The sequence below is a fragment of the Streptomyces sp. genome, from assembly GCF_031181555.1.
Taxonomy (GTDB): domain Bacteria; phylum Actinomycetota; class Actinomycetes; order Streptomycetales; family Streptomycetaceae; genus Streptomyces; species Streptomyces fimbriatus.
Map to the genome: position 1 here is coordinate 1 of NZ_JAPSKQ010000133.1, position 14,829 is coordinate 14,829.

At 73.0% G+C, this 14,829-nt stretch carries 13 protein-coding genes and 1 tRNA gene; 10 read left to right on the plus strand and 4 right to left on the minus strand.

The window, feature by feature from the left end:
- Window positions 1–8: 8 nt before the first annotated feature.
- Together RIM90_RS23275 and RIM90_RS23280 are read right to left on the minus strand one after the other, a co-directional pair.
- Window positions 9–95: transfer RNA gene (locus RIM90_RS23275), tRNA-Ser, on the minus strand.
- A 64-nt stretch (window positions 96–159) separates the two neighbouring features.
- Complete coding sequence (locus RIM90_RS23280; protein ID WP_309062697.1) at window positions 160–1,674, minus strand: trypsin-like peptidase domain-containing protein; 1,515 nt, start codon at window positions 1,672–1,674, stop codon at window positions 160–162.
- Window positions 1,675–1,982: 308 nt separating this feature from the next.
- On the opposite strand from RIM90_RS23280, the gene RIM90_RS23285 reads away from it, so the two are divergent.
- The 3 genes from RIM90_RS23285 to RIM90_RS23295 all read left to right on the plus strand — a co-directional run bounded on the left by RIM90_RS23285 (window position 1,983) and on the right by RIM90_RS23295 (window position 4,742).
- Complete coding sequence (locus RIM90_RS23285) at window positions 1,983–2,810, plus strand: glycerophosphodiester phosphodiesterase (RefSeq protein WP_309062698.1); 828 nt, start codon at window positions 1,983–1,985, stop codon at window positions 2,808–2,810.
- Between the two features lie 150 nt (window positions 2,811–2,960).
- A complete protein-coding gene (locus RIM90_RS23290) occupies window positions 2,961–3,599 on the plus strand; it encodes an ATP-binding protein (protein ID WP_309062699.1) in 639 nt (212 codons plus the stop codon).
- A gap of 177 nt (window positions 3,600–3,776) precedes the next feature.
- A complete protein-coding gene (locus RIM90_RS23295; protein WP_309062700.1) occupies window positions 3,777–4,742 on the plus strand; it encodes a DUF5926 family protein in 966 nt (321 codons plus the stop codon).
- A 559-nt stretch (window positions 4,743–5,301) separates the two neighbouring features.
- On the opposite strand, the gene RIM90_RS23300 is transcribed toward RIM90_RS23295, so the two are convergent.
- Window positions 5,302–5,970: a bifunctional DNA primase/polymerase gene (locus RIM90_RS23300; RefSeq protein ID WP_309062701.1), complete on the minus strand. Its 669-nt coding sequence runs from the start codon at window positions 5,968–5,970 to the stop codon at window positions 5,302–5,304.
- Between the two features lie 504 nt (window positions 5,971–6,474).
- Between RIM90_RS23300 and RIM90_RS23305 the strand changes: the two genes are divergently transcribed.
- Together RIM90_RS23305 and RIM90_RS23310 are read left to right on the plus strand one after the other, a co-directional pair.
- Complete coding sequence (locus RIM90_RS23305; RefSeq protein WP_309062702.1) at window positions 6,475–7,986, plus strand: PP2C family protein-serine/threonine phosphatase; 1,512 nt, start codon at window positions 6,475–6,477, stop codon at window positions 7,984–7,986.
- 167 nt (window positions 7,987–8,153) lie between these two features.
- Window positions 8,154–9,617 (plus strand): aminopeptidase P family protein, encoded by a 1,464-nt coding sequence (locus tag RIM90_RS23310; protein WP_309062703.1) that lies wholly within the window; start codon window positions 8,154–8,156, stop codon window positions 9,615–9,617.
- Window positions 9,618–9,746: 129 nt separating this feature from the next.
- Here RIM90_RS23310 and RIM90_RS23315 read toward each other — a convergent pair whose 3' ends face one another.
- Entirely contained in the window at window positions 9,747–10,211 is a 465-nt protein-coding gene (locus RIM90_RS23315) for an ATP-binding protein (RefSeq protein ID WP_309062704.1), read from the minus strand.
- Window positions 10,212–10,431: 220 nt separating this feature from the next.
- On the opposite strand from RIM90_RS23315, the gene RIM90_RS23320 reads away from it, so the two are divergent.
- From RIM90_RS23320 to RIM90_RS23340, 5 genes are all read left to right on the plus strand, one after another.
- The gene (locus tag RIM90_RS23320; RefSeq protein WP_309062705.1) at window positions 10,432–11,244 is read left to right on the plus strand and encodes a hypothetical protein; all 813 of its coding nucleotides are present in this window, start codon (window positions 10,432–10,434) and stop codon (window positions 11,242–11,244) included.
- Window positions 11,245–11,457: 213 nt separating this feature from the next.
- Window positions 11,458–12,213: a YcnI family protein gene (locus RIM90_RS23325; protein ID WP_309062706.1), complete on the plus strand. Its 756-nt coding sequence runs from the start codon at window positions 11,458–11,460 to the stop codon at window positions 12,211–12,213.
- Window positions 12,214–12,308: 95 nt separating this feature from the next.
- Entirely contained in the window at window positions 12,309–12,965 is a 657-nt protein-coding gene (locus tag RIM90_RS23330; RefSeq protein WP_309062707.1) for an SCO family protein, read from the plus strand.
- Window positions 12,962–13,450 (plus strand): copper chaperone PCu(A)C, encoded by a 489-nt coding sequence (locus tag RIM90_RS23335; protein ID WP_309062708.1) that lies wholly within the window; start codon window positions 12,962–12,964, stop codon window positions 13,448–13,450. The genes RIM90_RS23330 and RIM90_RS23335 overlap by 4 nt, the downstream gene beginning before the upstream one ends.
- A gap of 13 nt (window positions 13,451–13,463) precedes the next feature.
- Window positions 13,464–14,829, plus strand: a 1,366-nt coding sequence (locus RIM90_RS23340) for a copper resistance protein CopC (protein ID WP_309062709.1), incomplete at its 3' end; no start/stop codon positions are given.

Genomic DNA, 14,829 nt, shown 5'->3' on the forward strand with positions numbered 1-14,829 from the left:
TCTCAGCGCGGAGGCGGTGGGATTTGAACCCACGGTGACATCGCTGCCACGACGGTTTTCAAGACCGTTCCCTTAGGCCGCTCGGGCACACCTCCCCGCGCCGGCCGGTGATCGGCGGCGCGGGGACAAGGGTAACGGGTCCGGTGGCCGCGGGTGAGGTCAGTTGTCGCCGACGCGGGAGCCCAGGGTGAGTTCCGTGGTGTGCTCCTTGCCGCCGCGTTCGTAGGTGATCGTGACCTCGTCGCCCGGCTTGTGGGTCCAGATCTCGCCGATCAGGGTCGGGCCGGAGTCGATGACCCGGTCGTCGAGCTTGGTGATGACGTCACCGGGCCTCAGACCGGCCTTGTCGGCGGGGCCGCCCGGTTCGACCGCCTCGGAGCCGCCGGCGCCCTGCTCGGTGATCTTCGCGCCGCCCGACGTGTCCTCCAGGGAGACCGACGCGCCGATCTTGGCGTACACCGGCTTGCCCGTCCTGATCAGTTCCTGGGCGACGTACTTGGCCTGGTTGATCGGGATGGCGAAGCCCAGGCCGATCGAACCGGCCTGGCCCGTGCCGAAGCCGCCGTTGCTGGTGGACTGGATCGCGGAGTTGATGCCGATGACGTTGCCCTGCGCGTCCAGCAGCGGCCCGCCGGAGTTGCCCGGGTTGATGGACGCGTCGGTCTGCAGGGCGCTCATGTACGACGCCTGGCTGCCGGTGCCGTCGCTGGAGGCCACCGGGCGGTTCTTCGCGCTGATGATGCCCGTCGTCACCGTGTTGGACAGGCCGAAGGGCGCGCCGATCGCGATCGTCGAGTCGCCGACGGCCACCTCGTCGGAGTTGCCCAGGGGGAGCGGCTTCAGGTCCGAGGGGGCGTTGTCGAGCTTGATGACGGCGACGTCGTAGCCCTGGGCGTTGCCGACCACTTCGGCGTCGTACTTCTTGCCGTTCGGGAAGGTGACCGAGAGCTCGCCGCCGTCGACGGCTTCCGCCACCACGTGGTTGTTGGTGACGATGTGGCCCTGGGTGTCGAAGACGAAGCCCGTGCCGGTGCCGCCCTCGCCGCTGCTGCTCTCGGCCTCGATGGTGACCGTGCTGGGCAGCGCCTTGGCGGCCACGGCGGCGACCGTGCCCGGCTCGCGCTTGATGTCCCCGCCGCTGGTCGACGCCGAGACGGTCGTCGATCCGCCGGTGTCGTTCTCCTTGGCCAGGGTGTAGCCGAGGCCGCCGCCCGCACCGCCCGCGACCAGCGCGGCCGCCAGGACCGCGGCGACCAGACGGCCGCGCCCACCGCCCTTCTTCGGCGCCGGCTGCTGGTAGGAGGAGCCCCAGCCGCCGGCACCGTGCCCGGCACCGCCGTCGCCGTAGGACGGGGGCGGCCAGGAGGCGTCGGGAGGGGGCGGGGATCCCGCGGGGCCCCCGAAGGCGGGCGCGCCCTGCGCACCGTGACCGAAGCCGTGCTCGGGGGAGCCGTGACCGGCCGACGGGCCGTTCTGCGGCGCCGGGGAGCCCGGGGCGCCGTGGTCCTGTGCGGCCCCGGGGGCGTTCGGCGGGACCGGGGGCATGGGGGCCGTCGAGGTCCCCCCGTCCGGAGCGGGACGCTCCTGGTGCGCCGAAGCAGCGGGAGCATCCACCGGCACGGGCGGTGCGGACGGGGCCGGGGGTACCGCGGTGCCCTCGTTCTCGGTGCTCACAGCTTCTCTCCTCGATCCACGGCTGTTGTTCTCGGTCCCACGCGGTCCCACTCGGTCACGTTCACTCATGTCCGTTCACGCTCGTCGAGCGTCCGGCGTGACGCAGCTGCGCACGTCTCTTTGTATGACGTCAGCTTTTCCCATGGACCGTCAGGGCACCATAAGCCGTTCCTGTGGGTCCGGGGTCATTCTTTACATAGGGCATTACTCACTAAAGGAGCGCCACCTCAATGCCTCCGACCGGACCTCCGCACCGGCTGCGCCCCTCTGCGCGCACGTGTACCCGCGCGCGGTGGCACCATGACGCGGTGACCCACGCACGACAGCACCCGACCCAAGTCGTCGCGCACCGCGGGGCCTCCGAGGACGCCCCCGAGCACACCCTGGCCGCGTATCGCAAGGCGATCGAGGACGGAGCGGACGCGCTCGAATGCGATGTGCGCCTGACCGCCGACGGCCACCTGGTCTGCGTCCACGACCGTCGCGTCAACCGTACGTCCAACGGCCGCGGCGCGGTCTCGGCGCTGGAGCTCTCCGACCTGGCCGCCCTGGACTTCGGCTCCTGGAAGACCCGCGACTCCTTCGGCGGCCGCACCGAGGAGCCCGACTGGGAGCACCGTCCGGAGGACCGGGAGGCCACCTCCGTCCTCACCCTGGAGCGGCTGCTGGAGCTGGTCCTCGACGCCGAGCGCCGGGTGGAGCTGGCCATCGAGACCAAGCACCCCACGCGGTGGGCGGGTCAGGTGGAGGAACGGCTGCTGCTCCTGCTCAAGCGGTTCGGTCTGGACGCCCCGGCCACGGCCGAGGAGTCCCCGGTGCGCGTGATGAGCTTCTCCGCGCGTTCGCTGCACCGCGTGCGTGCCGCGTCGCCGACGCTGCCGACGGTCTACCTCACGCAGTTCGTCTCGCCCCGGCTGCGCGACGGACGGCTGCCCGCGGGCGTACGGATCGCGGGGCCCTCCCTCCGGATCGCGCGCAGCCACCCCGCGTACATCGAGCGCCTGAAGGAATCCGGCCACCAGGTGCACGTGTGGACCGTGAACGAGCCCCGGGACGTGGACCTCTGCCTCGGCCTCGGGGTGGACGCCATCATCACCAATCGCCCCCGCGCGGTGCTCGACCGGCTCGGCCGCTGATCCGCGCACCCTTTCCGTGCGGTTCCCGCAGGAGTCTTGACCTCGCGCCCCGCCCCGGCCCATCCTCACCTCTCGGCCACACCGACGAAATCCAGCCACACCATCACAGGGAGTGCTCCGGCGCGTTCGGTGCGTATTCGATCGTTGCGAGTGCGTCACCGCACAGGGAGGGGACGGTTTCCGGTTCGGGCCAATGGGGCATCCACACCGTGGCGTGGGGCGAAGGAGGTCTCGGGGGTGGCGTTGGTGGTGGCACAGGAGGTGCCCACGTCGTCGAGCATGGCCGTACCCCATGGCCCTGCGGGCGTGGGGAAAGCGAGGCGCCGGATGCGCGCGCAACTGCGCGACGGCGGCGTGGCGGACGCGGTCATCGACGACGCCGTACTGATCCTTTCCGAGTTGCTGAGCAATGCGTGCAAACACGGCCGGCCCCTCGGTGACGCCCTGGCCGGGGACGGTGACGTCCGTGCCGCCTGGTGGGTGGACGCCCGCGGCCGGCTCGTCGTCGAGGTCACGGACGGCGGCGGCCCGACCCGCCCGGCACCGGCCACCCCGTCGGTCACCGCGCACGGCGGCCGGGGGCTGAACATCATCACCGCGCTGGCCGACGACTGGGGCGTACGCGACGAGGTGCCGGGCGAGGTCACCGTGTGGGTCGTCGTCCACAAGGACGTGCACGACCCGGACGCCGGGCACCGGCGCGACGACTTCGCCGCGCGGGTGACGGCCCCCGCGGTGTCCCGGATCCCAGGACTGGACTTCGCGGACGCCTTCGACGACCTCGGCTGACGGCCCCGGCCGGGGCCGCGCGGACCAGTGCCCCGCGAGGGCGGGCGGCAACCGTACCGGCCGGGGGCGAGCGGGACACGAGAACGGCACGGCACGCCACCGGATCCCGTCGGCCGTGGCGTGAACGGCTAGGCTCGGCGCCCGTACGAGACGAGCCGTAACCGGGAGACACCCACGATGGCCAAGAAGCGACCCCAGACGAAGGCCAAGCGCCCGCAGCTCACGGACGGAGAGGTCCCGGTCGTCGGCGCCCGCGAGCCCTGCCCGTGCGGCAGCGGCCGCCGCTACAAGGCCTGTCACGGCCGTGCCGCCGCGCACGCCGTGACCGAGCTGGTGCACCGCCCGTTCGAGGGCCTGCCGGGCGAGTGCGACTGGGTGGCGCTGCGCGAGCTGGTGCCGGCCGCCACCGTCGAGCTGACGCTCAGGGACGGCCTGCCCGAGGGCGTCCCGTCGGTCACGCTGGCCACGGTGCTGCCGATGGCCTGGCCCGCCCTGCGCCGCGACGACGGCTCGGTCCTGCTCGGCCTGCAGAACGACACCTCCTCCGGTGACATCAGCCGCGACCTGGCCGACACCCTCCAGCGCGCGCTCACCGCCGCACCCGGCACCCCGGTGCAGGCCCGCCGCGCTCCCGCCGACGGTCCCCGGCTGCAGGACCTGCTGGATCCCAAGGGCGCTTTCGAGCCGGTGGTGCACAGCGGGTTCGAGTTCTGGATCCCGGACCCGGAGAACGCCACGCCGGACGTCACCGCCTCCCTGGAGCGGGCCAACGCCGCGGCCATCCCGACCGTCAAGCTCTCGGGCGTGGACTCCGCGTACTGGTGCGAGACGCCGGAGAAGAACCACCTGCGGTGGGTCATGCCGCACCCCGAGGAGCAGCTTCTGGACGCTCTCGCGCGGCTGCACGCGGCCGGGCGTTCCTCCCTGGGCGAGGACACCCGACTCGTGGGCTCCTTCCGCGCTCACGGGCTCACCGTGCCGGTCTGGGACCTGCCCAGCGGGGTCACGGCCGAGGACGTGGAGAAGCCGGCGGCCGAGTTCGCCGAGCGGCTCGCCGCCGCGCTGGCCGCGGACGCACCGCTGACCGCCGACGAGCGCCGCGCGCGCGGCGGCCTGACCAATCGCCAGGTCACGCTCAGCTGAGGCACTCCCCCGGGACCCGGTGCTGCTGACCGGTCGGTCAGCGGCACCGGGTCCCACGCGCACCACCGGCCTCAGGGGCAACTACCGGCGCAGACAGGCCAGTCGGTGACCGGAAAGGCCGAGGTGGAATTTGCGAACCGCCGATCTCTTGTTACCGTTCCAGTAGCCCGGTTGCTGGTGCATCCCCCGTCGCCAGCAACCGGGTCTTTCCGTGCCGGTCGCCGTTCACGGAACGCAATCGCGCGCCAACCGCCCGCCCCCGCCTGCGCGTTGCCCCGGAGCGCGGCGGCAGCGGTCCCCTTCCGGTACGGTCCGTGAACTCCGGGTCCGCCGTGGGGCGCGTGGTTTCTCCCCCTGCACCCGCGCGGCGCGCCCCGCGGGCGGCGCTGCGGCAGCAGGTCCGCGCACGGCCCCGGACAGGGGCAGAACGCCCGACGGCCGCGCGGACGGGCGGGCGGGTCCTCCGGGGATGCGGCGCGGCGGTTCCCGGCATGACGCGGCACCCGCCCCGGGGGGACAACCCCGGAGCGGGCGCCGGACGTGGCCCGCGCCGACGCCCCTACGTCTCGGGAGCGCTCACACCCGCCCGGGTGAGGGCCTCGACCACGGCGTCCACCACGGCCTCGACGCCGGGCACCCAGGGAGAGGCCGAGCCGGGCAGCGGAGCGCGCTCCCAGCGGATCCCGCCCTGCGCGGTCACGGACGGGGGCAGGGCGAGGTAACCGCCCTCGCCGTGGAAGCGGAGGGAGCCGGGGACGAAGTCCTTGGCGTACAGCAGCTCGCCCAGCTGCTCCATGGAGTACGGCTGCACCAGGATCGACCAGCGGGCCGGCGAGGCGACGACCGGGCCGAGCCGCATGCCGCGGCGGTCCAGCGCGTCGAGGGCGAGGGCGGCCGGCAGGGCGGGCAGCGAGACCGCGCAGGGGGCCTTGCCGCCGGTGGCCAGGATGATGGGGGCCGTCGGCCGGTTGCTCCACCACCAGCGCACCATGCGCGCGTCGGTCGTGGCGGCGAGGAGGCCGGGATCGAAGGGATGGGCGCCCGGCACCGTGCACTCGGGGTCGGGACAGCCGCAGCGGGACCTGCCGCCCCGCGGGTCCGCCGCCACGCCCGGGAGTACGGGCCACTGCCATTCCGTGGCGAACGTCAGGGCCGCGCCGATCAACTCCGGCCCTCCGTCACCGCGCCGGGACAGGAGCCTGCGTCGCCTTCCGAGGATCTCGCGCATGAGCGCTCGTTCCTTTCCGTTGCACCCCTGGCAACACCGTGGTCCACATCACACCATGTGTCGATCACTTCACTGTGCGTACCTGTTGGCGCATCACACCCCCGCACCGGGCAGGGGGAACCCCTATGGGCCGAGCAAGGGCTGCCTCCGCGGCCGCTCCACCCATACCGCGTCTCTCGGAAGCATGGGCGTGGCGTGGGGGTGGCGAAGTCTGGCGTTTGCCGTCGCGCGTGGTTCTCTCCGCCTCCGCCACGGGAGGATGGGGCACGGTCGTCGGTGGTTAAGACGCCCGGGTCCGTCACCAGGTTCCCGGATGGTTCCCGACCACCCCTGGCCTTCACCGAGTACGTACCCATCACGACCGTCGTGACGCTCCGTCGAGCAAGCCCAGTCGACCGCAATACGCCTCCCCCTGAGGCAGTTTCAAGCCAACTTCATATTTCGACAAGGGGTCTGCGGGGAATTCCCTCCAGTCTCACAGACACCAGGAAACCCAGCAGGACAATGCTGGACATCTCCTTACGAGTACGTGTACATGTGGAGACACTGCCGGCGACGCAGAATGACATGGGGGTTTGCGATGCTTTGGAGCAGTACGCACCGGTCGGAAAGCCGGACACCATGAACGCCCCGCACCCTCCGAAAGTGGCCGGAATCGATTCGACGGTCCCGGCACCCGCACACACTGTCGCGTCCGTCGCCGCGGGTACCTCCGCCGCCCCGGCACCCCCCCAGCCCGCACCGGGGGCACTGCTCCAGGACCGTCTCGCCGGATGGGTCTCCGACCTCACGACCCTCCACGAACTCACCGAGCGCCTGGCCCGCGTGAGCGCGCTCGACGAGGCGCTGCAGGAACTGCTGCGCGCGGGCTCCGCCCTGGTGGGGGCGCGGCGCGGGCTCGTCGCCCTGGAACCCGCCGACGGTCTCGGCCCGGACACCACCACCGGCCTCGGCCTGGCCCGCGCGGACCTCGGCCACATGGAGACGGTGCCGCGCGGCTCCCTGGCGCACGGCAGGATCCTGGACGGACTGACCGGCGCCGACGACGGCATCGCCGAGCCCGACCTGTTCGCCGAGCAGGGGCTCGACCCCCGGCACCGCGAGGTCGCCGCGCGCCTCGGCTACGCCGCCAGCTACACCCTGCCGCTCACCACCGGGACCGCCGGCCGCCTGGGCGCCGCGGTGTGGCTCTACGACGAGCCGGCCGAACCGTCGAAGCGGCAGCGCCACCTCGTCGGCCTGTACGTCCGTCACGCGGCCGAGCACCTCGCCCGGCTCCTCGAACTCGAGCGCACGCGCGCGTGCATGGCCACCGTGTCCGAGGAGCTGCTGCCCTCGCGCCTCCCCCGCGTCGCCGGCGTCCAGCTCGCCGTCCGGCACGCCACCTCCCCGCGCGGGGGCGGCGACTGGTACGACGCGCTGCCCCTGCCGGACGCCGCGCTCGGCCTCGCCGTGGGGTCCGTCACCGGGTCGGGGCCCAGCGCGGTCGCCGCGATGGGGCGGCTGCGGGCGTCCCTGCGCGCGTACGCCGTGATGGAGGGCGAGGATCCGGTCGCCGTCCTGTCCGACCTGGAGCTGCTGCTGCGGCTCACCGAACCGGCCCGGTCGGCCACCGCGCTGTTCGGCTACTGCGAACCCGCGCTGCGCAGGATCACGCTGGCCGGAGCCGGGCACTGCCCGCCGCTGCTGCTCGGCGAGCGGCGCACGGAGTTCGTGGAGACCTCCGTCTCCGCTCCCCTGGGCATGCTGGCCTGCTGGGAGGCGCCGAGCGTGGAGATCGCTCCGGAGCCGGGGGAGACGGTTCTGCTCTACACCGACGGACTGCTGCACCGCACCGGCGACCCCACCGACCGCGCCTTCGCCCGGCTGCACGCGGCGGCGGCCGGGGTACCGAGGGCACTGCGCCACGATCCCGGCGCGATCGCCGACCACGTCCTGCGCACGGTGCTGCCCCAGGGGGCGGGCACGGCGGACTCCGCGGAGGACGTGGTGCTGCTGGCCGCGCGGTTCGAGTAGCCGCCGGGGCCGCGGACCGGTCATCCTCCGTGCGCCCTCGGTAACAGGTCCTTCCCCGCTTCGGCCGTTTCCGCGCGACCGTACGATGATGGGGGTCCCCCCTGCTCGAGCGGAGCCGAGATCCGAAGCCGAGAGCTCGGGGGAGGTCCCGTGCCGTATCGAGGAGGATGACCGTGGCGGAGGAGCTCCCGGAGACCCCGGAGACCCTTGAGGAAGAGCCGATCAAGCAGCGCAAGAACGGCCTGTACCCGGGCGTGTCCGACGAGCTGGCCGAGAACATGAAGAACGGCTGGGCCGACACCGAGCTGCACGGCCTGGAGCCGGTCCCCCAGGCCGCCCGGACCGCCGCCCGCCGCGCCGCGCTGTCCGCCCGCTTCCCGGGCGAGCGCCTGGTCGTCCCGGCGGGCAACCTGAAGACCCGGTCGAACGACACGGACTACCCCTTCCGCGCGTCGGTCGAGTACGCCTACCTCACCGGCAACCAGACCGAGGACGGCGTCCTGGTCCTGGAGCCCGAGGGCGAGGGCCACACCGCGACGCTCTACCTCCTGCCGCGCTCCGACCGGGAGAACGGCGAGTTCTGGCTGGACGGCCAGGGCGAGCTGTGGGTCGGCCGCCGCCACTCCCTCGCCGAGTCCGAGAAGCTGTACGGCATCCCCGCCTCCGACGTGCGCAAGCTGCCCGACGCGCTGCGCGAGGCCACCGGCCCGGTGCGGGTCGTGCGCGGCTACGACGCCGGGATCGAGGCGGCGCTGACCGACAAGGTCACCGCCGAGCGCGACGAGGAGCTGCGCGTCTTCCTCTCCGAGATGCGGCTGGTCAAGGACGACTTCGAGATCGGCGAGCTGCAGAAGGCGGTCGACTCCACCGTGCGCGGCTTCGAGGACGTGGTGAAGGTCCTCGACAAGGCCGAGGCGACGAGTGAGCGCTACATCGAGGGAACCTTCTTCCTGCGCGCCCGGGTGGAGGGCAACGACGTCGGCTACGGCTCCATCTGCGCGGCCGGCCCGCACGCCACCACCCTGCACTGGGTGCGCAACGACGGCCCGGTCCGCTCCGGCGACCTGCTGCTGCTCGACGCGGGCGTGGAGACCCACACGTACTACACGGCCGACGTCACGCGCACGCTGCCGATCAGCGGCCGGTACAGCGAGCTGCAGAAGAAGATCTACGACGCCGTGTACGACGCCCAGGAGGCCGGGATCGCGGCGGTGCGGCCGGGCGCCAAGTACCGCGACTTCCACGACGCCGCCCAGCGCGTGCTGGCCGAGCGGCTCGTCGAGTGGGGTCTGGTCGAGGGCCCGGTGGAGCGGGTGCTGGAGCTGGGTCTGCAGCGCCGCTGGACGCTGCACGGCACCGGTCACATGCTCGGCATGGACGTCCACGACTGCGCCGCCGCGCGCACCGAGACGTACGTCGAGGGCACGCTGGAGCCCGGCATGGTGCTCACGGTCGAGCCGGGCCTGTACTTCCAGGCCGACGACCTGACCGTGCCCGAGGAGTACCGGGGCATCGGCGTCCGCATCGAGGACGACATCCTGGTCACCGAGGACGGCAACCGGAACCTGAGCGCCGCGCTGCCCCGGCGGTCGGACGAGGTCGAGGCGTGGATGGCCTCCCTGAAGGGCTGACCGGAAGGGCCGGCCACAGGGCGGAGGGCCGGGTACGGGTTCGTACCCGGCCCTCCGCCCGTCTCCGTCCGCCTCCGCCCGCGGTTCGTACGCGTCCGGTCGCGCCGGGGACGGGCCGGATCGGCGCCGCTACACCGTGGCCAGCGGGGCGCCCTCGCGCCACTTCAGGATCTTGTCGAAGCTCACCACCGCGCCGCCCCGGCCCGGCTTGTTGTCGATGCGGACGTGGTCGGCCAGCTCCTGGATGAGACAGAGACCCCGTCCGTGCTCCGCGTCGACCGGTGCGGGGCGGGCCGGCGGGCGGGAACGGCCCGGAGCACCGGCGGGGAAGCCGGGGCCCTCGTCGGTGACCTCGATGCGGCACTTCTCGCCGTCGAGATAGGCGGTCACCCGGAACGCCTCCGAACCGCCGCCGCACGCGGTGTCCCCGCCGTGCTCGACGGCGTTCGCGCAGGCCTCGCTGAGGGCGACGGACAGGTCGTAGGAGATCTCGGGGTCGACGCCCGCGGTCTCCATGGTGCCGAGCAGAAGACGCCGGGCGAGCGGCACGCTCGCAGCATCGCGCCGCAGATGGAGTGACCACCAGATGCTCATGCTCCAGCCTCCCGGCCGCGGCTCGACATATCGTTACGTATTGCCCTGAGTACTCACTTGTAAGCGTGAAGTTGACGTGACACCGCCCATACGGCGGGTGTGTCGTGGAGTCGATCGGTGTATGTGGGGCGGTCCGTGGCAGAGGTGATCTTCCGGTCGTACCTCATCTTGCGGACCTGCCGTACGGCGACCGGAGGGCCAGTGCGATGATGAGCCCGCCATGACTGCCCCCCACGCACGCATGACACGCTCCGGACGAGGGCTCCGGATCCTGCGGGCCGCGGTGTTCGCCGCGGTCTGCGTCGTGCTGGCCGGGGCAGGTCACAGCCTCGCCTCCTGCGCCGTCGTCCCGCTGTGGACGCTGGTCGCCGGATTCCTCGCGGCGGTCGCGGTCGCCGCGCCGCTCGCCGGGCGCCCGCGTTCCCTGCCGGTGATCGCGGTGTTGCTGACGGCCGGGCAGACGGCACTGCACACCCTGTTCGGCCTCGGGCAGCACGGCACCGCCGCACCCCCCGCGGGTGCGTCGTCCGCCCTCTCCGACGCCGCGCTGGTCGAGCAGGCCGCGCGGCTGATGTGCGGGCCCGCCGCGGCGACGATCAGTCCCGCCCAGGCCCACCGCATCCTCACCGACGCGCGGATCCACCCGGGCACGGCGCACACCCCGGCGGACGCCCTGTCCACCGCCGCGGGTTCCCCGGCGTCCCTGCTTCCGTCGCTGCCGATGCTGCTCGGCCACGTCCTCGCGGCGATGGCCGCGGGCTGGCTGCTGCGCCGCGGCGACCTGGCCCTGCTGCGGCTCACCGAACTGTCGGCGCACGGCGTCGCCGAGGGGGCCCTCGTACGCTCCCTCCGCGCGGCGCTCGCCCTGGTGCGTGCCCTGCGCGCCGGGCTCCCCGGAACCCCGGAAGCGGGCCCCCGCACGCCGCGCACCGCGCCGCCCGCGCCACCCGCGCCCCGCACCACCGTGCTCCAGCACACGGTGATCCGCCGCGGCCCGCCGGCCGCCGTCACCGCACTCGCCCTCGCCGCCTGACGCGCCGCGACCGACCACTCCGCCATCACCGGTTCCCCGGCTGAGGAGAGGGACGCCGGCGTGCGGCACGCGCGCGTGCGTCCGGTTCCCGCCGCGCCCGAGTCCTCCTCCACGAGACACGGGAGGGACCGGGAGAGACCGGAAGGTCCTCCCGCCGTGGGCGCGCACCCCTCATCGTCAGCGAAACATCGACCGAAGCGGAGTGCTTCTGCCATGAAGGCTTCCCGTATCGCCGCCGCCGGTGCCGTCGCCGGTGCCGCCGTCCTCGCCGTGTCCACCCCCTGCTTCGCGCACGTCAGCGTGCAGCCCGAGGGGGAGGCCGCCAAGGGCGGTTACGCGGTGGTCAACTTCAAGGTCCCCAACGAGCGGGACAACGCCTCGACCACCAAGGTCGAGGTCACCTTCCCCACGGACCACCCGCTGGCCTCCGTGATGCCGCAGCCGGTCGAGGGCTGGGACATCAAGGTCACCAAGTCCGAGCTGGACAAGCCGCTCGAGATGCACGGCAAGAAGATCGACGAGGCCGTCACCAAGGTCACCTGGACCGCCGACGGCGACGGCATCGAGCCCGGCTTCTTCCAGAAGTTCCCGGTGTCCGTCGGCACGCTGCCCGAGGACGCGGACGAACTCGTCTTCAAGGCCCTGCAGACGTACTCCAACAAGGAGGTCGTCCGCTGGATCGAGGTGCCGCAGGAGGGCCAGGCGGAGCCCGAGCACCCGGCCCCCGTCCTCGCGCTGTCGGAGGCCTCCGAGGACGGCCACTCCCACGGGGCCGCGGAGGACGACAAGGCCGAGGACGGTGCCGAGTCCACCGAGGACGCCGCCGCCGGGACCACCACGGCGTCCGACTCCGACGACTCCGGCGGCACGGACACCACCGCACGCGTCCTGGGCATCGTCGGCATCGTCGTCGGTGCCGCGGGCATCGCCTACGGCGTACTGGCCGGGCGCCGGCGCACCTCCGCCTGATCCCGTCCTCTTCCCAGCGGCGCGCACCGGGACCGGTCACGGCCCCGTGGCCCCCCGGTGCGCGCCGGAGCACCTCACCACCCTGGACACCTTTCATGCGCAAGAAGACCTTCGCGGCGGCCGCCCTGCTCGCCGCCGCGTCCCTGACCCTCTCCGCCTGCGGCAGCGGCGGCGGCGACAACGGCAAGCCCGTCGCCGTGGTCTCCGAGGAAACCGGCTCCGACAAGGCGGCCACCGTGCTCGACAAGCCGTTCGAGAAGCCGGACCTCGTCCTCACCGACACCCACGGCAAGAAGTACGACTTCCGCGAGGAGACGGCGGGCAGGCCCACGCTGATCTACTTCGGTTACACGCACTGCCCCGACGTCTGCCCGCTGACGATGAACAACATCGCGGTGGCCAAGAAGCAGCTGCCCCGGGACCAGCAGGACGAGCTGCGGATCGTGTTCGTCACCACCGACCCCGAGCGGGACACCGCCGCCGCGCTCGGCAAGTGGCTCAAGGGCATCGACTCCCAGGTCGTCGGTCTGACCGGCGACTTCGCCACCATCCAGGCCGGCGCCCGCACCCTCGGCATCTCGATCGACCCGCCGCGCAAGGACGACAAGGGCAAGGTCGTCTCCGACCACGGCACCCAGGTCATCGCCTTCTCGCCGAAGACCGACGGCGGTTACGTCCTCTACGGCGAGGACGCCACCGTCGAGGACTACACCAAGGACCTCCCCAAGATCATCAAGGGCGAGAACCCGTGAGGCTCCGCGTGGTCCCGTCCCTGGTCGTCGCCGGGGCGCTGGCCCTGGCCGGGTGCGGCGGCTCGGACGGCTCGGGCTCCGGCGGCGGCACCGCGGACCTGTCCGTCGGCTCGGCCTACATGCCGCAGCCGGTGTCGGACATGGCGGCCGGCTTCCTCACCATCACCAACGAGGGCGACGCGGCCGACCGGCTGACCTCCGTCAGCAGCGACGTCGCCGGCCAGGTCACCGTGCACGAGACCGTCGACGGCGCCATGCAGGAGGTCGACGGGCTCGACATCCCGGCCCACGGGAGCCTCGTGCTGGAGAGCGGCGGCAACCACCTGATGTTCGAGCAGCTGAAGCGGAAGCCCAAGCAGGGCCAGAAGGTCTCCGTCGAGCTGCGCTTCGACCGGTCCGACCCCGTCACGGTCGAGATCCCGGTGAAGCCCGCCACCTACACGCCGAAGGCCGGACACCGGACCGGACACGAGACCGGACACTGAGGGAGACACCCCCGTGACCCAGACCATCGCCCCCCGCGTGCGGACCCTGGTGCTGCTGCTCCTGGCCGTCACCGGCGCGCTCCTCGCCGGGGCCGCTCCCGCCTCCGCGCACGCCGCGCTGACCGGAAGCGACCCGCGGCAGGGGGCGGTGGTCGACCGGGCCCCCACCCAGGTCTCGCTCACCTTCTCCGAGCCGGTCGCGGTGAGCGACGACGCCGTTCGCGTGCTCGATCCCAAGGGCAAGCGGGTCGACAAGGGCGACCCGGTCAACCCGAGCGGCACCACGTACTCCGTGCGGCTGCTCAGCGGGCTGCCCGACGGCACGTACACCGTGGCCTACCAGGTGGTGTCGGCGGACAGCCACCCCGTCGCCGGTGCCTTCACCTTCTCCATCGGCGCCCCCTCCGAGACCTCCGTCCCGGTCACCGCCCAGGCCGCCGACGACGGGCCGGTCGGCCGGTTGTACGGCTTCGGCCGGTACGTGGCGTACGCCGGGTTCGTCGTCATGGTGGGCGGAGCCGCCTTCGTCCTCGCCTGCTGGCAGCGCGGCTCCGGGGTGCGGGCGGTGCAGCGGCTGGTCGTCTCCGGGTGGCTCGCGCTCACCGCGGCCACGCTCGCGCTGCTGCTCCTGCGCGGCTCGTACACCCGCTCCGGTGAGGTCGGTGACGTCTTCGACCTGACGCTGCTCGGGGACGTGCTCCAGACCAAGACCGGCGCGGCGCTGGTGTCCCGGCTGCTGCTGCTCGCCGCGGCGGCGCTGTTCATCGCGGTGCTGTTCGGGGCGTACGACAAGCGCGAGGACGAGGAGAAGCGGGACCTGACCTTCGGGCTCGCGATCGGCGGGACGGTCGTGGCGGCCGGACTCGCCGCGAGCTGGGCCATGTCCGAGCACGCCTCGCAGGGGCTCCAGGCGGGGATCGCCATGCCGGTCGACGTCGTCCATCTGCTGGCCGTCGCCGCCTGGCTCGGCGGGCTCACCACCCTGCTCGTCGCGCTCTACCGGGCGCCCGCCGACACCCCGGTCGACCGGGTCGCCGTGCAGCGGTTCTCGCGGCTCGCGTTCGGCAGCGTGGTCGCGCTCGTCGCCACCGGGACCTACCAGTCCTGGCGGCAGCTCGGCTCCTGGTCGGCGTTCACCGACACCCGGTACGGACAGCTGCTGCTGGTCAAGATCGGGCTCGTGGTGGTGCTGGTCGCGATCGCCTCCTTCTCGCGGCGGTGGACGGCGCGGCTGGCGCAGGCGCCGACGGCGGTAGGCCGGGACCGGGAGGCGCAGAGGGAGCCCGCGGGCGCCGTGCCCGCGAAGCGGCCCGACGCGGGACGGGCCGGGGCCGGCGCGCCTGGAACCGCTGGAGTCGAGGAGGCCGGGACCGGAGAGC